The sequence below is a fragment of the Paraclostridium bifermentans genome (genome assembly GCF_964259345.1).
Taxonomy (GTDB): Bacteria; Bacillota; Clostridia; order Peptostreptococcales; family Peptostreptococcaceae; genus Paraclostridium; species Paraclostridium bifermentans_B.
In genome coordinates, this window is sequence record NZ_CAXVJR010000002.1 from 438,907 (window position 1) to 462,498 (window position 23,592).

General features: G+C 26.9%; 21 protein-coding genes. 16 read left to right on the top strand and 5 right to left on the bottom strand.

Annotated elements, in window-relative coordinates; all coding sequences use genetic code 11:
* Entirely contained in the window at nucleotides 1-1,425 is a 1,425-nt protein-coding gene (locus ACEXNK_RS06140; RefSeq protein WP_373599485.1) for an alanine/glycine:cation symporter family protein, read from the bottom strand.
* Nucleotides 1,426-1,847: 422 nt separating this feature from the next.
* On the opposite strand from ACEXNK_RS06140, the gene ACEXNK_RS06145 reads away from it, so the two are divergent.
* Complete coding sequence (locus ACEXNK_RS06145; protein ID WP_445013612.1) at nucleotides 1,848-2,345, top strand: PTS sugar transporter subunit IIA; 498 nt, start codon at nucleotides 1,848-1,850, stop codon at nucleotides 2,343-2,345.
* Between the two features lie 133 nt (nucleotides 2,346-2,478).
* Nucleotides 2,479-2,610, top strand: coding sequence for a hypothetical protein (locus ACEXNK_RS06150; protein WP_373599484.1), 132 nt, complete (start codon nucleotides 2,479-2,481; stop codon nucleotides 2,608-2,610).
* A 45-nt stretch (nucleotides 2,611-2,655) separates the two neighbouring features.
* On the opposite strand, the gene ACEXNK_RS06155 is transcribed toward ACEXNK_RS06150, so the two are convergent.
* Nucleotides 2,656-3,252, bottom strand: a complete 597-nt coding sequence (locus ACEXNK_RS06155) for a peptidylprolyl isomerase (RefSeq protein WP_373599483.1) — start codon at nucleotides 3,250-3,252, stop codon at nucleotides 2,656-2,658.
* Between the two features lie 139 nt (nucleotides 3,253-3,391).
* Between ACEXNK_RS06155 and ACEXNK_RS06160 the strand changes: the two genes are divergently transcribed.
* From ACEXNK_RS06160 to ACEXNK_RS06185, 6 genes are all read left to right on the top strand, one after another.
* On the top strand, nucleotides 3,392-3,787 hold the full coding sequence (locus ACEXNK_RS06160; protein ID WP_373599482.1) for a single-stranded DNA-binding protein: 396 nt from the start codon (nucleotides 3,392-3,394) through the stop codon (nucleotides 3,785-3,787).
* A gap of 143 nt (nucleotides 3,788-3,930) precedes the next feature.
* On the top strand, nucleotides 3,931-5,640 hold the full coding sequence (locus ACEXNK_RS06165; protein ID WP_373599481.1) for a [Fe-Fe] hydrogenase large subunit C-terminal domain-containing protein: 1,710 nt from the start codon (nucleotides 3,931-3,933) through the stop codon (nucleotides 5,638-5,640).
* A complete protein-coding gene (locus tag ACEXNK_RS06170) occupies nucleotides 5,640-6,800 on the top strand; it encodes a SpoIIE family protein phosphatase (protein WP_373599480.1) in 1,161 nt (386 codons plus the stop codon). The genes ACEXNK_RS06165 and ACEXNK_RS06170 overlap by 1 nt, the downstream gene beginning before the upstream one ends.
* Nucleotides 6,801-6,837: 37 nt before the next feature.
* The gene (locus ACEXNK_RS06175) at nucleotides 6,838-7,476 is read left to right on the top strand and encodes a nitroreductase family protein (protein WP_373599479.1); all 639 of its coding nucleotides are present in this window, start codon (nucleotides 6,838-6,840) and stop codon (nucleotides 7,474-7,476) included.
* Between the two features lie 41 nt (nucleotides 7,477-7,517).
* Nucleotides 7,518-8,435 (top strand): hypothetical protein, encoded by a 918-nt coding sequence (locus ACEXNK_RS06180; protein ID WP_373599478.1) that lies wholly within the window; start codon nucleotides 7,518-7,520, stop codon nucleotides 8,433-8,435.
* 124 nt (nucleotides 8,436-8,559) lie between these two features.
* Complete coding sequence (locus tag ACEXNK_RS06185) at nucleotides 8,560-9,837, top strand: methionine gamma-lyase family protein (protein WP_373599477.1); 1,278 nt, start codon at nucleotides 8,560-8,562, stop codon at nucleotides 9,835-9,837.
* A gap of 27 nt (nucleotides 9,838-9,864) precedes the next feature.
* Here the strand turns inward: ACEXNK_RS06185 and ACEXNK_RS06190 are convergent, their stop codons facing one another.
* Complete coding sequence (locus tag ACEXNK_RS06190; RefSeq protein ID WP_373599476.1) at nucleotides 9,865-11,010, bottom strand: DEAD/DEAH box helicase; 1,146 nt, start codon at nucleotides 11,008-11,010, stop codon at nucleotides 9,865-9,867.
* Between the two features lie 159 nt (nucleotides 11,011-11,169).
* On the opposite strand from ACEXNK_RS06190, the gene ACEXNK_RS06195 reads away from it, so the two are divergent.
* Both ACEXNK_RS06195 and ACEXNK_RS06200 read left to right on the top strand, forming a co-directional pair.
* Entirely contained in the window at nucleotides 11,170-11,568 is a 399-nt protein-coding gene (locus tag ACEXNK_RS06195; protein WP_373599475.1) for a hypothetical protein, read from the top strand.
* A 54-nt stretch (nucleotides 11,569-11,622) separates the two neighbouring features.
* Entirely contained in the window at nucleotides 11,623-12,009 is a 387-nt protein-coding gene (locus ACEXNK_RS06200; protein WP_373599474.1) for a hypothetical protein, read from the top strand.
* 42 nt (nucleotides 12,010-12,051) lie between these two features.
* On the opposite strand, the gene ACEXNK_RS06205 is transcribed toward ACEXNK_RS06200, so the two are convergent.
* Nucleotides 12,052-12,753, bottom strand: a complete 702-nt coding sequence (locus ACEXNK_RS06205) for an N-acetylmuramoyl-L-alanine amidase (protein WP_373599473.1) — start codon at nucleotides 12,751-12,753, stop codon at nucleotides 12,052-12,054.
* A gap of 223 nt (nucleotides 12,754-12,976) precedes the next feature.
* On the opposite strand from ACEXNK_RS06205, the gene ACEXNK_RS06210 reads away from it, so the two are divergent.
* Together ACEXNK_RS06210 and ACEXNK_RS06215 are read left to right on the top strand one after the other, a co-directional pair.
* Nucleotides 12,977-13,165, top strand: coding sequence for a ferredoxin (locus ACEXNK_RS06210; protein ID WP_373599472.1), 189 nt, complete (start codon nucleotides 12,977-12,979; stop codon nucleotides 13,163-13,165).
* 174 nt (nucleotides 13,166-13,339) lie between these two features.
* Nucleotides 13,340-16,564 (top strand): ligand-binding sensor domain-containing protein, encoded by a 3,225-nt coding sequence (locus ACEXNK_RS06215; RefSeq protein WP_373599471.1) that lies wholly within the window; start codon nucleotides 13,340-13,342, stop codon nucleotides 16,562-16,564.
* Between the two features lie 23 nt (nucleotides 16,565-16,587).
* On the opposite strand, the gene ACEXNK_RS06220 is transcribed toward ACEXNK_RS06215, so the two are convergent.
* Nucleotides 16,588-17,031 carry a MarR family winged helix-turn-helix transcriptional regulator gene (locus ACEXNK_RS06220; RefSeq protein ID WP_373599470.1) on the bottom strand — a complete coding sequence of 148 codons (444 nt, stop codon included), beginning with the start codon at nucleotides 17,029-17,031 and terminating at the stop codon, nucleotides 16,588-16,590.
* 153 nt (nucleotides 17,032-17,184) lie between these two features.
* On the opposite strand from ACEXNK_RS06220, the gene ACEXNK_RS06225 reads away from it, so the two are divergent.
* From ACEXNK_RS06225 to asnB, 4 genes are all read left to right on the top strand, one after another.
* Nucleotides 17,185-19,389, top strand: coding sequence for an ABC transporter ATP-binding protein (locus tag ACEXNK_RS06225; RefSeq protein WP_373599469.1), 2,205 nt, complete (start codon nucleotides 17,185-17,187; stop codon nucleotides 19,387-19,389).
* A complete protein-coding gene (locus tag ACEXNK_RS06230; protein WP_373599468.1) occupies nucleotides 19,382-21,241 on the top strand; it encodes an ABC transporter ATP-binding protein in 1,860 nt (619 codons plus the stop codon). Before ACEXNK_RS06225 ends, ACEXNK_RS06230 begins: the two co-directional genes overlap by 8 nt.
* A 103-nt stretch (nucleotides 21,242-21,344) precedes the next feature.
* Nucleotides 21,345-21,548, top strand: coding sequence for a cold-shock protein CspD (gene cspD / locus ACEXNK_RS06235; RefSeq protein ID WP_373599467.1), 204 nt, complete (start codon nucleotides 21,345-21,347; stop codon nucleotides 21,546-21,548).
* 199 nt (nucleotides 21,549-21,747) lie between these two features.
* On the top strand, nucleotides 21,748-23,586 hold the full coding sequence (gene asnB / locus ACEXNK_RS06240; protein ID WP_373599466.1) for an asparagine synthase (glutamine-hydrolyzing): 1,839 nt from the start codon (nucleotides 21,748-21,750) through the stop codon (nucleotides 23,584-23,586).
* Nucleotides 23,587-23,592 lie beyond the last annotated feature (6 nt).

Genomic DNA, 23,592 nt, shown 5'->3' on the forward strand with positions numbered 1-23,592 from the left:
TTAAGCTAAATCTGAATTTTGAAAATCATCATTCCAACACTCAGTTCCTTTTAAATCTTTTATTGAAGATGCTTTAAAAGTAGGTTCTTTTATGCCTGAATTTTTTTGATTAGTATAATCTTTTAAAGCCAGGAATGCAAACTTACTAAGCTTAGCTATGGCAAATAGGTTTATTATAGCCATTAAGCCCATAAATAAGTCTCCTAAATTCCAAACTATTTCAACTGCAGTTAAAGATCCAAATATAACCATACCAACAACTAACACTCTATATCCAGTTAGTAGTGATTTATTAGTACTTATAAATTCTATGTTTGATTGACCATAATAATAGTTACCAACTATAGAACTAAATGCAAATAAGAATATACAAATAGCGATGAAGTAATTACCTAAAACACCTATCTGAGAAGATAGTGCATATTGTGTTAATTGTATACCTGATAAATTAGAAGTAGCATAATCAGAACAAGTTAATATTATAAAAGCAGTACAGCTACATATAACTAAAGTATCCGTAAATACTCCAAGTGCTTGAACTAATCCTTGCTTAACAGGGTGAGATGTAGTTGCAGCAGCTGCTGCATTTGGAGCACTACCCATACCAGCTTCATTAGAGAATAAACCTCTCTTAACACCCATAAGAACAGTAGCACCGATACCACCACCAGCTATTGCTTTTAATCCGAATGCATTTTCAACTATAAGTTTAAAAATTTCTGGAAGTTTTTCTATATTTATAGCTACTACAAATAATGAAACTAATATATAAGCTACTGCAAATATAGGAACAATAACTTCTGATATTTTAGCAACTCTATGAACACCTCCAAATATTACTACTGTTGTAAGAATTGCAAGAATTATACCTATAATCATTTTATCTATACCAAATGCAGATTGGAAAGCTTCTGCAACTGTATTTGATTGTATTGCGTTGAAAACAAATCCAAAACATATTGTGATAAGTACAGAAAAAGCAATACTTAAGACATTATTATTAAGGCCTTTCTTTATATAATAAGCAGGTCCTCCTCTGAATCCATTTTCATCTTTTACTTTGTAGATTTGAGCAAGCGTCGACTCTACAAAACTAGATGCAGCACCTATTAATGCTACTATCCACATCCAAAATACTGAGCCGGGACCACCTAAAGTTATAGCTATTGCTATACCAGCTATATTACCTGTTCCAACTCTAGAAGCAGTACTTATGCAAAATGCTTGGAATGAAGAAACATGCCCCTTTTCTTTATCAGATGTAGAAGATGCACCTAAAAGTCTAATCATTTCTTTAAAATATCTAAATTGAACGAAATTACTTTTAAAAGTAAAATAAACTCCTAATACTAATAATAAAGCAATTAAAACATATGACCATAAAAAGTCGTTGATTGATGTAACTAAGTTGTTAAAGATAATCAAAATAATCCCTCCTAATATATAAAAATATAATTTATTAAATTCTCAAAAAAGAAATTTTATAAAGTTAATTATGCATTTTTAGAAATTATACAACATATTTACTAATAAATCAATATATATAATTGTTGGAAAAACTTAGGATAACGTTATTCTGTATAAATGAAACTGAAAAATCAAAAAATAAAATTGCAATAAAATAAGGAAACTAATAAAAAAATGTAAAGACTAATTTAAAATACACCTAAATAATGAATGTATATATGAATAATCAATAGGTAAAAATAAATTGAGAAAAAGTTATCATAGATTAAATAAAACTACTTGATTCTACAAAAAATTAATTATATAATAATATATGTAATTAAATTAAATTTAATTTTATTGTTTATGAAAACGTAATTTAATGCTAAGGAGTGTAGAATATGGGCTTATTCGATATATTCAAAAAGTCAAAGAAACAAGAAGAAGTTAAAGGGATAGTATCACCTACAAATGGAGAGTTACTAGATATAACTAAGGTACCAGATGAGGTATTTTCAACTAAGATGATGGGTGATGGATTTGCTATAAAGTCAAATGATGGTGTTATCGTGTCTCCTGTAGATGGTAAGGTAGGAGTAGTTTTTGAAACAAAACATGCTGTAATAATAGAGTCTACAGAAGGAAAAGAAATACTTATACACTTAGGTATAGATACTGTAAATTTAAAAGGTGAAGGATTTGAAGTATTTGTAAATGTTGGGGATGAAGTTAAGGCTGGAGATAAATTAGTAAAAATGGATTTACCATTTATAGAAGCTAATGCAAAATCATCAATAAGTCCAGTTATATTTACAAACTTAGAATCTAATGAATCTATAAAGGTTGTAGAAGGACCTGTAAAGGCATTAGAAACTGGAAGAGTAGAAATAGTTAAGTAATCTAAGAGAGTCTGAATTTCAGGCTCTTTTTTATTTTTATCAAAATAGTAAATTTTTTATTAATTAATTGGAATTTTTTTTCGTTGAAGTGAATAAGTTTTAATATAGTATTTAACTAAGGGGGAAAATAAATATGAAAAGCCAATTAATAAGAGATTTACATTCTGTGAACATAAGAAGACATCCGCTAACTAGAAAAAAATTAGAAAATTTAAAAACTTCAGAAATAGTTAATATATGGTATGAATACTTTAAAAAAGAATAGATTATAAAATAAAGAGTAGCAAGTTAAAATTTAACTCGCTACTCTTTATTTATGTTTTTCTGGTTTATTGTAAGATTTACCTTTAGTATCTATAGTTATAGAGTTTATAGTGAAAATTTCACCCTTAGATCCTAAATCTTCTATTTTATGAACTAAGTCTAGTCCTTTTATAACCTTACCAAAACTTGCATATTTACCATTAAGATTAGGTGATGACTTTGTAACTATAAAAAATTGACTACCAGCACTGTTTTTATCAAAGCTCCTAGCCATAGATAAAACACCTTCTGTATGTTTTAAATCATTCTTAAACTTATTTTTATTAAATTCTCCTTTGATTGTATATCCAGGACCTCCCATACCAGAGCCATCAGGACATCCACCTTGAATTACAAAGTTTTTAACTACTCTATGAAATGTTAAGTTATTATAAAATTCCTCGTTAGATAAATATATAAAATTGTTAACTGTATTAGGAGCTATATGAGGATAAAGCTCAGCTTCTATAATACCAATATTTTTAACATCAATATAAGCTACAGGAAGTTCGCTTGGAACTTGTTTAACCTCAGTAGAATTTTCGTTTTTAGCTATTCTAAATAAATTACATATCTTAGATAAAATATTACTTTCTTTACTCATTAAATCACCTTCCAAATTTAGATATATTTTAAATTATATCATAAATGATATGAAAAATTTTTATGTATAAAAAATTTTGTATAAGTGAACTTATGTTTGGTTATAATTCAAATAGGAAAATATTAAAGGAGGTATAACATTGAATAGTGTTATTTTATTAGGGAGACTTACTAAAGATCCTGAAATTAAATATATAGGAGAAAAAGGAATTCCGGTTGCTAATTTTACTTTAGCTGTAGATAGGAATGTAAAAAAAGAAAGTAAATCACAAAAAACAGATTTTATAAGAATTGAAGCTTGGAGAAATGCGGCAGATATTTGTGCAAATAAAGTTAAGAAAGGAAACTTAGTATCTTTAACAGGAGAGCTTAGAATAGATGAATATGATGATAAAGAAGGAAATAGAAAATATATTACAAAAATAACTACACAAAATATTAATTTGCTTGAACATAATAAAAAAATGATTAATGGAAATGATTTGTTTAATAATGAAAGTGATAAAGGTATAGAAGAATCTGCTCTTCCGTTTTGATAAAAAGCCTAAGGTAATCTTATCTTAGGCTTTAATTATAGTTAATAAATTAGTAAACTTGTTGAAAGTTTAACAATTTATTAACTATAATTAAAGTATATGAATATTAGTCAATATAATCAAAAATTGGAGGGGGAGTTTTAATGTGGTTTATGAGCTTTTCTAAAGCTAGCTGCAAAAACTGTTATGCATGTGCGAGAGTTTGCCCAGTAAATGCTATAAAGATAAAAAATGAACATGCTCAAGTTATAAAAGAAAGATGTATTGTTTGCGGAAACTGTTTTAAAGTTTGTCCTCAGTATGCAAAAATAATAAAATCAGATGTTAAAACTGTTAAAGAATATATAGAAAGTGGTAAAAAGGTTGTAGCATCCGTAGCTCCTAGCTTTTCAGCTATATTTGGAAATAATAGCAACAAGTTAAAAACACTATTACTAAAGTTAGGATTTTATGGAGTAGAAGAAACTATAAAGGGTGTAGAAATAATTGAAGATGCATATGAAAACTATGCAAATAAAGATGATGACAAATGTTATATAACTAGTTTTTGTCCATCAGTTACAAGTTTAGTTCAAAAACATTATCCAGATTTAATTGATAATTTAATACCTATAATATCTCCTGCTATTTGTCATGCAAAAATATTAAAGGAAAAATATAAAGAAGATATAAAAGTTGTATTTATAGGACCTTGTTTAGCTAAAAAAATAGAAGGAGACGAAGATGAATCTATAGATGTTGTATTAACTTTTGTAGAGTTAATAGAATGGATAAATAAAGAAGGAATAAATATTGAAGAATTAGAAGAAAGGCCTTTTGAAAAATTAATAGGAAATAAAAGATTATTCCCTATAGTAGGAGAACCTACTAGATGTATAGAAAACAAAGGAACTAAAAAGATAATTATACAAGTTGAAGGAAGCAAAGATTGTATGAGAATGCTTGAAGCCATTCAAGTTGGAAAGTTTAAAAATACATTGTTAGAACTAAGCTATTGCAGACATAGTTGTTTAGGGGGCTCAGGAATGCCCAAAGATGGAATTAACTGCTATGAAAGAAGAGTTAGAGTAAGAAAATATGCTAAAAATTTAGAGGGAATTGATAACATAAAAGAACTTAGTAATTATAAAGATGAGTTTAAAGATATAAGCATAGATAAAATATATAATTCTTTGAAAATAGAGCTTAAACAGCCTACGGAAAAAGAGATTAGGGAAATATTAAAAAGTATGGGGAAATATATAAAAAAGGATGAATTAAACTGTGGTAGCTGTGGATATAAGACTTGTAGGGAAAAAGCCATAGCAGTATATAATAATATGGCAGAAATAGAAATGTGCTTGCCATACATGAGGGATAAAGCTGAGACTTTAACAAATATTATATTTGACTCTACACCAAATATGATTGTTATTGTAGATAAAAACTTAGACATAATAAAAATGAACAAATCAAGTGAAAGTTTTTTTAAAGTTGAGATTCCAAGAGGTAAAGGTTTACCTATAATTATGTATTTAGATGAAGATAAGTTTAAAGAAGTTAGAGATAATAGGAAAAATATAATTAGAGAGAAAGTTATATTATCTGATAATTCTAAGACTATAATTCAAAGTATAATATGGATAGAACATAATAAAGTTTTACTATGGATAGCCGATGATATAACCGAAAATGAAGAAAAGGATAAAAAGCTTAAGCAAAAACAAATAGAAGCTATGAATATGACTCAAGAGGTTATTAATAAACAAATGGTAGTAGCTCAAGAAATTGCTAGCTTATTAGGAGAAACTACAGCTGAAACTAAAGTAACTTTAAATAAATTAAAAAATCTCATCCAAGAAGAGGTAAGATGATGGATACATTTATTGATTTTTCAAGTGGTAGTATGAATAAATATAAAGAAGAGTTATGTGGAGATAAAGTAGAATTTTATAAAGATGAAGATAAATTTATTGCAGTGCTATCAGATGGACTTGGAAGTGGTGTTAAAGCTAATATTTTAGCAACTTTAACATCAAAAATAGCTATAACTATGTTAAAATCAGGAGCAGATATTTATGAGGTAGTAGATACTATAGCAAATACTCTTCCAGTTTGTTCAATAAGAAAACTAGCATATTCAACATTTACAATAGTAAGTATAGATAAAACTAATATGATTTATATAGCTGAATTTGACAACCCAAGCATGTTTTTTTTAAGAAATGGAGTTATAGCAGATATAAAATGGGATATTATAAAAATTAATGAAAGAACTGTAAAAGAAAGTAGGTTTAAGTTAAAAGAAAAAGATATATTAATATTTGTTAGTGATGGAGTTATACACGCTGGAGTTGGAATGGTATTAAACTTAGGATGGAAATGGTCTGATGTAGCAAAATATATAGAAAAGTATATAAAACCGAATATGTTATCTAAGAACATAACAGACACATTACTTGGAGTATGTGACCAATTGTATATGCAACAGCCGGGTGATGATACTACTGTAGCATGTGTAAAAGTTACTAAATCAAAAAAAACTATTTTATTTTCAGGACCTCCGATAGATAAAAGTAAAGATAGTGAAATTGTTGAAAAATTAATGAAATATAAAGGTAATAAAATTATTTGTGGAGGAACAGCTGCAAATATTGTAGCAAGAGAATTAAATGAGCAAATACGTACTAGCTTTGAGATACTTGATAAAAACGTTCCGCCTATTTCATATATAAAAGGAATAAACCTTGTTACTGAAGGAGTATTAACATTAAAGCAAGCAATTGAAAAATTAGAAAATATAAAAACTGAAATGAATTTGAAGTTTCTAGATGGAGAAGATGGAGCATGTAAACTTGCGAAATTACTATTTGTTAATTCTACACATATAAAATTTTTAGTGGGAGGAGCTATAAATCCAGCTCATCAAAACCCATGTTTTCCTAAAGATATGAGTGTGAAAATTGAAATATTAGAAGAACTCCAAAGAACACTTATAAGTTTAGGAAAGATAATTGAAATTGAATACTTTTAAATAAAATTAATTTTAATAAATATAAGGAGATGGTATAATGGATAAGTTAGATTTTATATATGATAGAGTAAGTATAAGAAGATATAAAGAAGATTCGATACCTAAAGAAGATATTTTAGAAATTTTAAAAGCAGGAACTTATGCACCTTCAGGTAAAAATCTTCAAAATTGGCATTTTGTAGTTGTAACAGATGTTGAAAAAATAAAAAAAATTGCAACAATAGTTGGAGATAAAGGTCTCAAACTTGCTAATAAAATTAATGATGAAAAAATGAGAGACTCAATCTTGAGGATGTTACCATATTTCACTGTATTTAAGGGAGCACCAGTTTTAATACTTGTATATGCTAGTGAATATCCAAATACAGAGTATAATGTATTAAAACTTATTAAAGAACCAGAGGATGCTATAAATAAAGCTTTATTTTCAGATCCAGGGATACAAAATATAGGAGCTGCTATGGAAAATATACTTTTAGCATCAAGTGCATTAGGCTATGGAACTTGTTGGATGACAGGGCCCAACTATGCAAGAGATGAAATAAAAGAATGTATAGGATTTAATAAAGAAGGGTATGAATTAGCTTGTATGACACCACTTGGAATACCTACTGAAAAAAAACACCCAAGACCAAAGAGAAAACCTATAGAAGAAGTAACTACTTTTATAGACTAATATAAATTTTAGACAAAAGACAAAATAGAAGGAGAAACAGTATGAGCAAAAATTTAGAACTATCATATTCATTTGGATATGTATATGACAAAAGTAAATTAATAGTTATGTGTCCAATAGGCGAAAATACTATGAGTGAAGAAGAATATGAAATGGAAGTAGAAGTTGCGTTTTTAGAAGATGGCATAGAAAGAGCCTTTGAACAAAATGATATAGATGAAGCTAATGAAATTATAAAACCTTTGGAAACATTCTTAATGAAGCCAAATAAGATAATTCCATTTGTTACTAGTATAAAAAATGCAGAAACTAAAGAAGAATATAATAAAATGTTAGAAGAGTTTGATGAAGAATATAAAGTTAAAGAAAGCTATAAGAAAAAAGGTTATGAAATAGCAGATATATATGAAGTATTTCAAAATATAGTAAATTACATACCTAAAGAAAGTTTAGATAACTTAAATATACTTAAAGTAGAAGCTGATAAAATTAACTTAAAAGAATTTATAAATAACACTAGATCTAATTTAGATGATGCTATTGAAAGCAATATGATTCCTATTGTCATGAGAAAAAGCACATTAACAAATAGACTTTTTGTAGAAGATGAAAAACAAGTTTTAAATAAAGATAATATAAATAAAGATGAAATATTAAATGTGTTAGATAAAAATAGTTTATATGTTATGTTTGGAATAGATACAAGTGAGTATAGTGAAGGGATTTTATGCGCTAATAAAGAAAAAATAGAAGACTTAGATTGTGATATGGGAGATTTAGAAATTTCTTGCACAAGAGATTTTGGATATATAATAGAAAAAATAGATGGATATTTATGTTTTAAAATAGCTAATTTTAATAGTGAAGCTTATAATAATCAAAAAATAGCACAAGTAGTTGATTATAGTGGAATATTTAAACCTATGATGATAAATTTTATAAATCAATTTATAAAATAGATAAAATAAGACCTAGAATATAGGTCTTATTTTATTACATGAAATACAGTAAACTTGCACTAACACAGCATATATGATAAAATTCAAATGTTAAAATTTAATAATATAAGAAATAGGTGATAAAATGCTTAATGAAACAAAAGAGTTATTAAAAAACTTCTATGAACTAGATGATGAAATATTTAATTTAGCTAATGAAGTTATGGATGATATAAAAGGTAGATTCGAAGAAATAAAAGAAATAAGAGAATATAATCAATATAAAGTTTTAAAGGCTATGCAAGAATGTCATTTAAGTGATACTCACTTTAACTGGACAACAGGTTATGGATATAATGACGTTGGACGTGAAAAAATAGAAGAAATCTATTCTAAGGTGTTTAACACAGAAGATGCAATAGTAAGACCTATAATTGTTAATGGAACTCATGCATTAACACTTTGCTTACAAGGTATAGTAAGACCAGGAGATGAAATACTATCAGTTACAGGCAAACCATATGATACATTAGAAGGTGTTATAGGTATAAGAGAAGAAAAAGGGTGTTTAAAAGAATTTGGAGTTACATATAACCAAGTTGACTTTTTAGAAAATGGTGAAGTTGACTTAGATGGTATAAAAGAAAACATAAATGAAAAAACAAAGCTAGTAATGATACAAAGATCTAAAGGATACTCTTGGAGAAAATCATTAACAATAGATGATATAAAAGAAATCATAGATACTGTAAAAAGTATAAAGCCAGAAGTTGTAGTAATGGTAGATAACTGTTATGGTGAATTTATAGAAACTAAAGAGCCTACAGATGTAGGTGCTGATATAATGGCTGGTTCACTTATAAAAAATCCAGGAGGAGGACTTGCTCTAACTGGAGGATATATAGTTGGGAAAAAAGAATTAGTTGAATTAATATCATATAGATTGACATCTCCAGGAATAGGTAAAGAATGTGGACTTACATTTGGAACAAGTAGAACTGTTTTACAAGGATTTTTCATGGCTCCATATGTAGTATCACAAGCATTAATGGGAGCTATATTCTGTGCAAGAATGTTTGAAAAATTAGGATATGATGTACTTCCAAAATATGATGATCTAAGAAGTGATATAATACAATGTGTAAGATTAAATAGTGCACAAGAAGTTATAGATTTTTGTCAAGGTGTTCAAGCAGCTGCACCAGTTGATTCATATGTAAAACCAGAGCCTTGGGCAATGCCAGGATATGATAGCGAAGTAATAATGGCAGCAGGTGCATTTATACAAGGTTCTTCTATAGAATTAAGTGCAGACGCTCCAATTAAACCTCCGTATAATGTTTATTTCCAAGGGGGACTTACTTTTGACCACTCAAAAATGGGAACTTTAAAAGCTTATCAACATATGAAAAAAAATAGATAGCAAAAAACCCTCAATTATTGAGGGTTTTTACTTTTTAAAATCTATTAAATTTCCTTCGCATAAATCTTTTTGTTTTATATTTATATTAAACTCTTTAGATAAAACTCTTATAGAACCAAGTTCTTTAGGTGTTATTATAGATATAGCATCACCTTTATTTTCTCCTCTTGCAGTTCTTCCAACTCTATGAACATACTCATTACTACTAACAGGGAAGTCTAAATTGAAAACATGAGTTATATCTTTTATATCAAGACCTCTTGCAGATAAATCTGATGAAACTAATACATTAGCTTTACCAGTTTTAAATTTATATAAAGCATTCTTTCGATCTTCTTTACTCATTTTTCCATATATGCACACAGCGTTTCTATTATGGTGGTTTAATTTAGCATTTATAATTTCTATGCTATCTTCATCATTTACAAACACAATAGCTTTTTTAGGGTTAACAGCAGCTAATGATTTTCTAAGTAATTTAAATTTATCTCTTACATCACCTAATAAATACATGTGATTTATATTTTTATTAACACTTATTTTTGGAGTAGATCTTAATACTTTAGGATCTTTCATTATAGATTTTAACACATCTATACATTTGTCATTAGTACTAGCTGAGAATGCTAGAATTTGTCTATCTCTTAATGTACACTTGACTATATCTTTTACAGTATTTAAATTTTTTCCGCTAATTAAGTTATCAGCTTCATCTAAAACTATAGTTTTTACGTTGTGAACTTTTAACTTTCTTTGTTTTATTAAGTCAAGTATTCTACCAGTTGTACCAACAACTATATGTGGTTTAGTAGATTTTATATTTTTTATTTGCTTTTGTATATTAACTTCACCCATTAAAGGTAATGTAGTGATATTCATATTAGAATTTTGAGAAAGTAGCTTAATTTGGTCCACAATTTGCATAACAAGTTCATGTGTTGGGGCTAAAACCATAACTTGAGTTTCTCTTTGTGTAGAATCTATCTTCGAAAATAAAGGTAGTAAGTATGCTAAAGTTTTACCACTTCCTGTTTGAGCTTGTACTATTAAATCGTTATGTTTTTTTATATCCTCAAAAACAAGAGATTGAACTTTGTTTAAGTTGTTGATACCTTGTTTTTGTAATGCTTTAACTAAATTTGAATCTAAATTTATGTCTTTAGTTTTGTTCATTTTTTACTCCTTTTTTATATAATTATTTCTAAATTAGATTTATAGTATAACACTAAATTAAATATAATTCAAAAGTATTCATATAGCAAATAAATTTGAATTATTATACAAAATTATACTATAATATAATTTATGAAATTTAAAAAGGAGTATAATCTTATGAGTAGTAAATATGATGAAATTTTATTAAGATTAATTTTGTGGAGAGAAGTTTTATATATCCCTACTTATACAATATTATATGATTATTTTGGTAATATATTTTGGATAGTGGTTGTAATAGACAAACTGTTAAATTTATTAATAATAGCTAAAAATATAGATATAGATATATTGTTTGATAAGTTATTAAAACCATATGAAGATAGAGATTATAAATCAGAAAAATTAGCTAAACTAGGTTTTTTTACAATTATAACAACCCCTATACTATATGTATTAACACTTATAAATAATCAAAAATTATTTTTAATACTAATAACTTTAGAAATAGCTGACTTTATAGTTTTAAAATTATTAGATAAAGATACAGTTACAAAAAAAAGAAAATTTAAATAATAAATATAAAAATACACACACTAAATTAAAAATATTTTCAGAGGTGAACGTAACATGAAAATTTTAAAAGTGTGTATTATTACAGTTATTATATTAGCAACATATACAAATATTATAAAATCGTATACTTATTATGATTTGCTTTTTGAGAAGTCTAGTGAAATTATAGTAAAAGAAGAGCATAAGAATATAAATATAAGAGATAGAATAAAAATTAAATATGATCAAAATTTATCAAAAGATGAAATTGATATAATAAACTATAATATAAAAAACTATTTAGACATAAATAAAATGTTAAATAGCAACGTACTAGAAAATGAAAATCAAGAAGAAGTTATAATTACATATATCAATATAAATGGAAGATTAATTAAAGATTATAAAACATGGAGTAAAAGTAAAAATGTAAATATAATGGTTCCTATAAATATAGAATAAATGAAATTGGAAAGGGTATCTAAAAATAGATACCCTTTTAAATTATTTTTTGAAAATATCTATAAAAGCATCGTATCCATTAGCTTTTAAATTTTCAATGATTTCCTCAGCATAAACTCTATTGTTGAAAGATCCACATACGACTCTATAAAATGTATTGGAATCTATAACAGGAGGTTGAGGAGTTGAAGAAGGTTTTTCAGGAGTTGGTGTAAATTTAACTCCTAAGTATTCACATATACCAATCGCTATGGATAAAGCAAAACTATCTTGCTTATCTATAAGTAGTTTAGAGTCTTCATTATTATCTATAAATGCAAGTTCTATTAAGCAAGAGCGCATACTACTCTTTCGTAATACATAAAAGTTTGCAGTTTTAAGTCCTCTATTTTTAGTATAAATTTTAGAATCTAATATCTCATTATGGATATGATTTGCCAAATCATTGGTCTTAGTAGAATAACTAAAAGTTTCTATGCCTTGAGCTGTGGTATTAAATGAGTTACAGTGAATAGAAATATAACAGTCGGCCCCCCATTTATTAGCAGCTTCAGTTCTAGAATTTAAAGAAATAGTAGAATCGTCACTTCTACTTAAACGGACGTCGAGATTTTGTTTTTTTAAAATATCATATACTTTTTTAGCTACAGATAAATTTATATTTTTTTCTAATAAATTATTAACACCAACAGCACCGCTATCGTTACCTCCATGACCTGGATCAAGAAAAACTTTTTTTACCATAATAACCTCCTAAAAAATATAATTGTACTTAAAGTACTATATATAATATGAAAATAACAAAAAACTTGTTCACTAAGATAAGACATAAAAAAACTTTATAACACATATTCAATTAAAAAGTTAAAAATTATTAAATTGAAATTTATTGTTTTAAAGTTAAAATTAACGGGTAAATAATAAATGCTAGCATAAATAATACTTACTAAAATTGGAGGCAATAAAAATGAAAGCATTTGTAGATAAAGATATATGTATAGGGTGTGGAGCATGTACAGGAATATGTCCAGAGATATTTGATATGGATAACGATGGATTAGCAGTTGCTAAAGAGTGTGATATAACTGCTGATTTAGAAGAAAGTACATTAGAAGCGCAAGAAGGATGTCCTGTAAGTGCTATATCGGTAAAATAGATAATTAGTACCTATAAGCTAAGATAGCTTATAGGTATTTTTATGTAAAATTTAAAAAAATTTAATATATAAAAGACAATATACGACAAAAAATATAGTTAATAATTTAGTAATATAGTATAATATTGGTCATAATAAAAATAATATATAATAGCTTAAAATGGAGGCTTTATTATGAAACGAATAAATTTGCTAAATATATTAGCTATATTTTTTTGGGTAAATATATTGATTATAGCTAATTCTAATTTAGTATACGCCTATGATAATATAAATTTTAGAAATATAACTATAGAAGATGGATTATCACAAGGATCGGCAGAGACCTTATATCAAGATAGTAATGGATATATATGGATAGGTACGAATGATGGTCTAAATAGATATAATGGATATGATTTTAAAGTATATTCATATGAAGGGAATTCTCAAAATAGTATAGTAAATAATTATATAGTAGATATAAAAGAAGACAATAAAGGTAATATATGGGTAGGAACAGCAAGCGGTTTAAGTAAAATTAACGTAAAAGATGATAAAATTACAAATTATTTAGATTCACCTGATAAAGGAAATTTATCTCACTATAACATAGGTGATATATTGGTTACTAATGATGGTAGAGTAATAGTAGCAACATCTGGAGGGTTAAATATATACAATGAAAATCAAGATAAGTTTGAACGAGTTTTAGAAAAGGAAAATCAACTTACAAGTCAAGTGATAAATACCTTAACAGAAGATAATGAGGGCAATATATGGCTAGGAACTAAAAATGGAGTTGATAAGTACGATAAAAATTTAAAAAAAAGAATAAATATATATGAAAATGGGGGAAAAAACTCTTTAAGTGAAAGTAATATATATAAAGTATATTATGACAAATCAGGATATATATGGGTTGGAACTAGCAATTCAGGATTAAGTCAAATAAATTTAAAAGACAATAAAATAAGAAGGTTTAAAAATAGTTCTAGTGAAAGAAACTCACTACCGGGGAATTATGTAAGAAATATGTTAAAAGATAGCAGGGGCAATATGTGGATATGCACTGATCAAGGTTTAGCAAAATATACTGATGATGGATTTATAACTTATAATAATAAAGTATATGATAAAAATAGTTTAGCAGATGATGATACATTTAGTATTATAGAAGATAAAAGTGGGTTAATGTGGGTCGGTACTTATGCTGGAATAAGTATATTTGATCCAGATAACCATATACAGCACTACAAAACAGATCCCTTTGACCAAAATTCTATAAATGATAACTTAATACAAGGAATATATGAAGATAATGAAGGTCTTTTATGGATAGGCACAAACTCTAAAGGATTAAATATAATTGATAGACAAACAGATAAAGTAATAAGGGTAGATAAAAAAAATGATATTTATAAATTAAGCAATTATTCAATAAATGATATAGTGGGAAATGAAAATATAATATATATTGCAACTAATAATGGGCTAAATATAATAAATAAAAATACGAAAGAAGTTAAGCAATTATTTAAGGAAGATAATATAGCTAACAATAATATAAAAGAATTATACTTAGACAAAAACAAAAATTTATGGATAGGTACAATTGATGGACTTAGTATATTAAATACTAAAAATGATAAAATAAAAGATTTTACAAGTGTATTAGAAAAATATAATACCAATGACACATATATTTCATCTATATGTGAAGGTGATAATGAAAAAATGTATATTGGATTTTTCTTAGAAGGTGGTATGTTAGAATTAGATTTAAAAACAAGAAAAGGTATAGTATACAAAAATAATTCTAATAGTAACAATAGTATTAGTAGTAATAGCATAAAAGATATAAAACAAGATAAAAGTGGAAATGTGTGGATAGGAACAAGGTATGGACTAAACAAATTTAATATAAAAGATAAAAGTTTTAATGTATACACTAAAAAGGATGGACTACCTAATAATACAATTTATGGGATACTATTTGATAAAAAAGGTAATCCTTGGGTTAGCACAAATTTTGGAATATCCAAATTAGATTTAAAATCTAATAAATTTAAATCATTAGGAATTACAGATGGATTACAAGGGAATGAATTTAATGGAAATGCAGCTTACCAAAATAATGAAGGAGAGTTTTTTTTTGGAGGAATTAATGGACTTAATGTTTTTTATCCAAAAGATATAAAAAAATCTGACTTTGAAGCTGAGGTTAAGTTTGATGAATTTAATGTAGATGGAAAAAAGTATAAAAATATAGAAAATAAGAAATTTAAAAGCAGTCAAAATACTATAGGTATCAAGTTTTTTTTAACATCGTACAATAATGCTAAAAAAACTCAATATTATTACAAGCTAGAATCTAAAATAAATAAATTTATGCCACATAAAAAAGAAGAATGGAATTTATCTGATACTAATAATGTGATATACAGTGATTTAGATCCAGGTAATTATACATTTAGAGTAGTTGCTAGAAATTATGACGGAAGTTTTAGTGATGAAAGTAGTGTAAACTTCACAATTGAGAAACATTTTTTAAAAAGTAATATAGCATTATTACTATATATATTACTTGGAATTTTCTTTTTTTATAGAAATAGAAACAGAGTTAAAAGATTGGATTATCTTGTTGAAAAGAGAACAAGACAGTTAAGAGAAGAAATGGAAAAAAGCAATAGGCTTTTAAATAAAGTTATAAGATTAGAAAGAAATAAAAATAATTATTTTGTAAACTTATCGCATGAATTAAGAACGCCACTAAATGTTATAAATGGAACACATCAACTTGTAGCAGAATTAAATAAAAAAGATAATGGAATTAGTAGAGAAAAAATAAATCATTATATGTCAGTGATAGATAAAAATTCAAAGCGTCTTTTAAATTTAATAAATAATATAATTGATAGTACAAAGCTACAAAACGCTCAGTACATAGTTCATTTAGGAAGTTATGATATAGTATATATAGTTGAAGAAACGGTGTTAGGATTAAGAGATTATATAGAAAATAAAGGAATAGAATTAATTATAGATCCAGAAATAGAAGAAAAGGTCATAGAGTGTGACAGTCATGAAATAGAAAGATGTATAGTAAATTTAATAGGAAATGCTGTTAAATTCACTCCTAGTGGAGGTAAAATAGAAGTTACAATAAAAGATTTAGATAGTAAAGTTATGATTAGTATAAAAGATGATGGAATAGGAATTGAAGAAAAATATCATAAATCTATATTTGATAGATTTAATCAAGTAATAGATGCAAATGCAGAAGTAAAAGGCGGTAGTGGATTAGGTCTTACGATAACAAAACAAATTATAGAACTTCATAAAGGTAATATATATGTTGAAAGTGAACCTGGAAAAGGAAGCAACTTTATAATAATTTTACCTGTTAAAGTAAAGTAAAAAGAACTCATACGAGTTCTTTTTTAATCTAATTTAACAATGATATTAGTAAGTTGAGAAACTAAATCACTCATTTTAAATAAATCTTCTTCAGAAAGAGTTGATATTTTAGAAAGTAGAGATTCTTTAAGTCTCTTCTTATGTTCTAAAGCTAGATTATGAGCTTTTTCAGTTAAATCTATTCTAATTTTTCTTCTATCATTAGGATCTTCTTTTCTATAGACTAAATCCTCTTTGATAAGTTTATCTATAATAGGTGTCATATTTGGTTTAGATATAGCAAGCATAGAAGCTATATCAGATATAGATGATGAACCATTGTTAAATAGGTAAAAAATAACTTTAACATGAGAAGGTGGTAATGGAGAACATTTAACCATTTTATCGTGATTAAAAACTTTACTATTTAACTGCATAAGCAAGTGAAATAATTCATCTGAAACTTTAGTCAAGTCTATATTATTCATGTAAAAACTCCTTTAATATATAATGATATTACTATTATAAACTAAAATAATATTTTATACAATTTAAAAAAGTTATTGACTTATAATTATTATAAAAATATAATGATTATAAAAACATAACTAATTAATATCTATAAAGGGAGAAAGAACGAAATGATTAAGCTTATTAAACATTTAAGAAATTCAGTAGGTTCTGTATTGCTTATAGTAGGTCTTTTGACAATACAAGCAATATGTGATCTATCTTTGCCAGACTATACATCTGATATAGTAAATGTTGGGATACAACAAAGTGGAGTTGAAAATGCAGTCCCAAAAGCTATAAGAGAAAGTCAACTAAATAAACTTACTATGTTTATGGATGAAAAAGATAAAAAGGAAGTAATGGATAATTATACATTGCTTGATAAAGGTGAATATAAAGATAGTAAAGTAGATGAAAGAATTTATGAATTAAATACAAAGAACAAAGAAGAAATAGATAAATTAAATAAGATATTTGGAAAATCTATGCTAGTAGTTTCTGGAATAGAACAAAATGAAGAAAAAATAATAAAAGAAATAACACCTGAAGGTATGCCAGTGAACCCTAATATGGATGTTATGGAAGTATTCAAATCTATGCCTAAGGAATCTTTCGATCAACTGAAAGATAAGTTTGAAGAAAAAATAGATGATATGCCAGAAAGTATGGTAACTCAAAGTGCTATTAGCTATGTTAAAAATGAATATAAAGCTATAGGTATTGATGTAGATAAAATGCAAACTAACTATATATTTAAAACAGGAGCTATAATGCTAGGTATAGCGCTAATAAGTATGGTTGCTACAGTAGCTGTTGGATATTTAGGAGCCAGAGTTGCTGCTAAACTTGGTAGGGACCTAAGAAAAGGTGTATTCGAAAAAGTGGTATCTTTTTCCAATAAGGAAATGGATGAATTTTCAACTGCATCATTAATAACACGTAGTACAAATGATATACAACAAGTTCAGATGTTAATGGTTATGTTATTAAGAATTGTATTTTATGCCCCAATACTTGCTTTAGGTGGAGTTATAAAAGTATTAAACACAGATACTTCAATGGCTTGGATAATAGGAGTTGCTGTTCTTGCAATACTTTCTGTAGTTTTACTTTTATTTGCATTAGTTATGCCTAAATTCAAATCAGTACAAAAGCTTATTGATAAAGTTAACTTAGTTACTCGTGAGATGCTTACAGGTATGCTAGTAATAAGAGCATTTGGAACAGAAAGATATGAAGAAAAAAGATTTGACAAAGCAAATACTGATTTAATGAAAACTAATTTATTTGTAAATAGAGCAATGTCTATGATGATGCCGACTATGATGCTTATAATGAATGTTATAACTGTGGTAATTGTATGGAATGGAGGTCACAGTATAGATTCAGGAAGTATGCAAGTTGGAGATATGATGGCTTTTATTCAATACACAATGCAAATAATAATGGCATTTTTAATGATATCTATGGTATCTATGATTCTACCTCGTGCAGTAGTTTCTATGGATCGTATAGATGAAGTTTTAACAACAGATTTAATTATAAAAGATAAAAAAGAAACTAAGAAATTTAATGACAATAAAAAAGGTGTTGTTGAATTTAAAAATGTTAGCTTTAAATATCCAAATGCAGAAGAAGATGTTTTAAGTAATATATCATTTACTGCAAAACCAGGTCAGACTACTGCTTTTATAGGAAGTACAGGGGCTGGTAAATCAACACTTATAAATTTAATACCACGTTTTTATGATGCTACAGAAGGTGAGATTTTAGTAGATGGTATAAATGTAAAAGATGTTAGCCAATATGAATTAAGAGATAGAATAGGGTATGTTCCTCAAAAAGGTGTTTTATTCTCAGGAACTATTAGTTCTAACTTAAAATATGGAAAAGAAGATGCAAGTGATAAAGAAATTAAAAAAGCAGCTAATATAGCTCAAGCTAGTGAATTTATAGACACTAAACCTAAAAAATATGAAAGTGAAATAGCACAAGGTGGTACTAATGTTTCAGGAGGTCAAAAACAAAGACTTTCAATAGCAAGAGCAATAGCTAAAAATCCAGAAATATATATATTTGATGACAGTTTCTCTGCTCTAGATTTAAAAACGGACGCAGCACTTAGAAAATCATTAAATGAAGAAACTACAGATGCAACAGTGCTTATTGTTGCACAAAGAATAAGTACTATAATAAATGCAGATCAAATAGTAGTTTTAGACCAAGGTAAGGTTGTAGGAATAGGAAAACATGATGAGCTTCTTAAAAACTGTGAAGTTTACAATGAGATAGCCCTATCACAACTTTCAAAGGAGGAACTTGCAAATGGGTAATTCAAAGAGTGCTCCAAAGGGTCCAGGACCTAGAGGGCCTATGGGTGGAATGAAAGGTACTGAAAAAGCAAAAGACTTTAAAGGTACTATGAAAAAACTTTTTAACTATTTAAAACCATATAGAATATCGATGTTAATAGTTGTAATATTTGCAATAGGAAGTTCAGCATTTTCTATTGTTGGGCCTAAAATATTAGGAAATGCTACAACAGAAATTTTTGAAGGGTTAATAAGAAAGATAAGTGGAGAAGGAAATGGAGGAATAGACTTTGATTATATAGGAAAAGTTTTAGGTGGACTTTTAGCTCTTTATATAATTAGTGCGCTATTCTCATATGTTCAGGCATTTATAACATCAGGAATATCTCAAAAGGTTTCTTATAGACTAAGAAAAGAGATATCTGAAAAAATAAATAGAATGCCACTTAAATATTTTGATAAAAGAACTCATGGAGAAGTTTTATCTAGAGTTACTAATGATATAGATACTTTGAGTCAAAATTTAAATCAAACTATGACTCAAATTATAACTTCTGTTACTACAGTAATAGGTGTATTAATAATGATGATATCTATAAGTTGGCAAATGACTATAGTTTCATTATTGATACTTCCTTTATCTATGATAGTAATAGGTACGATTGTAAAAAAATCTCAGAGACACTTTAAATCTCAACAAGAATACTTAGGTCATGTAAATGGTCAAGTAGAAGAGGTTTATGGAGGACACAATATTGTAAAAGCATTTAATAGAGAAACTGAATCTATAAATGAATTCAATAATTTAAATGAAAAACTTTATGAATCAGCATGGAAGTCTCAATTTTTATCAGGTATGATGATGCCGATGATGACATTTATAGGTAATATAGGATATGTTTTAGTATCTATGTTAGGCGGATATTTTACAATTAAAAAGACTATAGAAGTTGGAGATATACTTTCTTTTATACAATATGTAAGAAGCTTTAATCAGCCTATAGCACAAACTGCTCAAGTTGCAAATATAATGCAATCAATGGCAGCGGCGGCAGAAAGAGCTTTTGAATTTTTAGATGAAGATGAAGAAGTTCAAAATGTTGAAAATCCTATAAGTACCAAAGGAATAGAAGGAAATGTTGAATTTGAAAATGTAAACTTTGGATACTCAGAAGATAAGATAATAATAAATGACTTTACAACTAAAATTAAAGCTGGACAAAAAGTTGCTATAGTTGGACCAACGGGAGCTGGAAAAACTACAATAGTAAAACTATTGATGCGTTTTTATGATGTAAATAAAGGAGCAATACTAATAGATGGAAATAATATAAATGACTTTAATAGAAGTGATTTAAGAAGTTTATTTGGAATGGTGCTTCAAGATACATGGTTATTTAATGGAACTATAATGGAAAATATAAGATATTCAAAACTTAATGCAAGCGATGAAGAAGTTATAAAGGCAGCAAAAGCGGCACATGCTGATCATTTTGTAAAAACTCTTCCAGATGGATATAACATGAAGTTAAATGAAGAAGCTAATAATGTATCACAAGGTCAAAAGCAACTTTTAACTATTGCTAGAGCTATATTAGCAGATCCTAAGATACTTATACTAGATGAAGCAACAAGTTCAGTAGATACTCGTACGGAAATATTAATTCAAAAAGCTATGGAAAATCTTATGGAAGGAAGAACAAGTTTTATCATAGCACACAGACTATCAACAATAAGAGATGCGGATTTAATACTTGTTATGAAAGATGGAGATATAGTGGAACAAGGAGATCATGAAGAGTTGTTAAAAGCTAATGGATTCTATGCATCTTTATATAATAGTCAATTTGAAGAAGTAGAGGAAGTTTGTTAGAAATAAATAGAAAAAACGTTGTAATGTATGTGTAATTATGATAAACTAGAATTAGCATTAATAAATGTTAATTTTAGTAACAAGGTTTTAGGAGGATTCCAAGATGATGAATGGAACAGTTAAATGGTTTAACAATGAAAAAGGATTTGGATTTATATCTGTAGAAGGTGGAGATGACGTATTCGTACATTTCTCAGCTATACAAAGAGATGGATTTAAATCATTAGAAGAAGGTCAAAATGTTAACTTTGAAATAGTTGAAGGTGCAAGAGGACCTCAAGCTGCTAACGTAACTATAGCAGAATAATTGAGTTTATATATAAAACACAATTAAGAAAACAAAACTAGAGAATATTCTCTAGTTTTTTTTTGCAAGAAGTCGTACTGTTGAATTTTCAATTTTGTTACATATATGTAACGAAATTGTAACATTTTAATGTTATAATTTGTGATATAACTTAGGAAAAAGTAGAATAAGATATATTTATGACAAAAGGAGAAACTTTATGTGTGGACATGTATTTATATACAATAAAAAAGGAAATATAGATAAAAATTTATTAGAGGAGTTAACTGATAAGATAAATCATAGAGGACCAGATGATACAGGTTATTTTACAAAAGATAATGTCGGATTTGGATTTAAGAGATTAAGTATAATAGATTTAGCTCATGGACATCAACCATTTAATAAAAATCAAAATACGATAATATTTAATGGGGAAATATATAACCACGAGGAATTAAGAGAAGACCTTATAAAAAAAGGATATGAATTTTCAACAGATTCAGATACAGAAGTTTTATTAACTTCATATATAGAAAATAAAAAAGAAGCTGTAAAAGATTTAAGAGGTATGTTTGCATTTGTAATTTATGATGAAGTAACAAATACTATATTCGGTGCAAGAGATCACTTTGGAATAAAACCGCTTTATTATACTGAAAATGAAAATTATATAGCATTTTCATCTGAGTATAAATCATTAATGCCATTAGTAGAAGACAAAAACGTAGATAATAAAAGCTTACAAAATTATTTATCATTCCAATACGTACCTAATTACAAAACTATGGTAGATAGTATAAAAAAGGTTCCTAATGGGACATGTTTTACTATAGAGAATAATGAAATAAAATTTGAAAAATATTTTGAAGCTAACTTTAAACATGAAAAAGACATAACAAAAGAAGATGTGTACAACATATTAAATGACTCAGTAAAGCATCATATGATATCTAATGTTGAGGTAGGTACATTTTTATCAGGCGGTATCGACTCGACTATAATAGCTAGTTTAGCGTCTAAAATAAATCCTAAAATAAAATCTTTCTCTGTAGGTTTTGAAGTAGATGGATATAATGAGTTAACAGTAGCTAAAAAAACAGCAGATGCACTAGGAATAGAAAATATACAAATAAGAGTAAGCCAAGATGATTATATAAAGGCATTACCAAAAGTTATATACAGTCTAGATGATCCATTAGCAGATCCGTCTTGTGTTGGTATATATTTCTTATCTAAAGAAGCTAGAAAACATGTAACAGTTGTTTTATCAGGCGAAGGTGCTGATGAATTTTTTGCAGGTTACAATATATATAAAGAATATAATAGTGTTAAGCCATTTTTAGGATTATCTAATGGAGTAAATGAAACTTTAAATAAGATATTTACTAAATTACCTGAATTAAGAGGGAAAAATTATTTACTAAGAGCTACAACACCATTAAATAAAAGATATATAGGAAATGCGAAGATATTTGAAAATAATGAGGTAAAGAGTATAATTAAAGATTATGATGTTAATAACACATATAGCAATCTTTTAAGTGGATTATATAAAGATTGTGAAAAGAAAAATTATGACTATGTAACAACAATGCAAGATATAGATATAAACACTTGGTTAGAAGGAGATATACTTCTTAAAGGAGATAAGATGTCAATGGCATCATCTATAGAACTTAGAGTTCCATTTTTAGATAAAGAAGTATTTAATGTTGCTAAAAACTTAAGACTAGATCAAAAAATAAGCAGCAAAAACACTAAAGTATTATTAAGAGAAGCTTTTAAAGATGTTGTTCCACCTCATATGGTAGAAAAGAAAAAATTAGGATTCCCAACACCTATAAGAGTGTGGTTAAAAGATGAATTAGGAAACTATGTAAGAAATACTATAAATAATTCAAAAACAGATGATCTTATAAATAAAGCATATGCAATAAACTTATTAGATGAGCATATAAAAGGAACAAAGGATAACTCAAGAAAAGTATGGACAATATTTATATTCTGTTTATGGCATCAAATATTTATAGAAGGAATAAATATAGATTCTTTATAAATGAAA

Coding starts and splice junctions, on each gene's coding strand:
- ACEXNK_RS06200 (WP_373599474.1), top strand. CDS start 11,623: ATGAAAATTTTAAAAGTGTGTATTATTACAGTTATTATATTAGCAACA.
- ACEXNK_RS06215 (WP_373599471.1), top strand. CDS start 13,340: ATGAAACGAATAAATTTGCTAAATATATTAGCTATATTTTTTTGGGTA.
- asnB (WP_373599466.1), top strand. CDS start 21,748: ATGTGTGGACATGTATTTATATACAATAAAAAAGGAAATATAGATAAA.
- ACEXNK_RS06225 (WP_373599469.1), top strand. CDS start 17,185: ATGATTAAGCTTATTAAACATTTAAGAAATTCAGTAGGTTCTGTATTG.
- ACEXNK_RS06175 (WP_373599479.1), top strand. CDS start 6,838: ATGGATAAGTTAGATTTTATATATGATAGAGTAAGTATAAGAAGATAT.
- ACEXNK_RS06170 (WP_373599480.1), top strand. CDS start 5,640: ATGGATACATTTATTGATTTTTCAAGTGGTAGTATGAATAAATATAAA.
- ACEXNK_RS06145 (WP_445013612.1), top strand. CDS start 1,848: ATGGGCTTATTCGATATATTCAAAAAGTCAAAGAAACAAGAAGAAGTT.
- ACEXNK_RS06220 (WP_373599470.1), bottom strand. CDS start 17,031: ATGAATAATATAGACTTGACTAAAGTTTCAGATGAATTATTTCACTTG.
- ACEXNK_RS06210 (WP_373599472.1), top strand. CDS start 12,977: ATGAAAGCATTTGTAGATAAAGATATATGTATAGGGTGTGGAGCATGT.
- ACEXNK_RS06195 (WP_373599475.1), top strand. CDS start 11,170: ATGAGTAGTAAATATGATGAAATTTTATTAAGATTAATTTTGTGGAGA.
- ACEXNK_RS06205 (WP_373599473.1), bottom strand. CDS start 12,753: ATGGTAAAAAAAGTTTTTCTTGATCCAGGTCATGGAGGTAACGATAGC.
- ACEXNK_RS06150 (WP_373599484.1), top strand. CDS start 2,479: ATGAAAAGCCAATTAATAAGAGATTTACATTCTGTGAACATAAGAAGA.
- ACEXNK_RS06180 (WP_373599478.1), top strand. CDS start 7,518: ATGAGCAAAAATTTAGAACTATCATATTCATTTGGATATGTATATGAC.
- ACEXNK_RS06190 (WP_373599476.1), bottom strand. CDS start 11,010: ATGAACAAAACTAAAGACATAAATTTAGATTCAAATTTAGTTAAAGCA.
- cspD (WP_373599467.1), top strand. CDS start 21,345: ATGATGAATGGAACAGTTAAATGGTTTAACAATGAAAAAGGATTTGGA.
- ACEXNK_RS06230 (WP_373599468.1), top strand. CDS start 19,382: ATGGGTAATTCAAAGAGTGCTCCAAAGGGTCCAGGACCTAGAGGGCCT.
- ACEXNK_RS06155 (WP_373599483.1), bottom strand. CDS start 3,252: ATGAGTAAAGAAAGTAATATTTTATCTAAGATATGTAATTTATTTAGA.
- ACEXNK_RS06185 (WP_373599477.1), top strand. CDS start 8,560: ATGCTTAATGAAACAAAAGAGTTATTAAAAAACTTCTATGAACTAGAT.
- ACEXNK_RS06165 (WP_373599481.1), top strand. CDS start 3,931: ATGTGGTTTATGAGCTTTTCTAAAGCTAGCTGCAAAAACTGTTATGCA.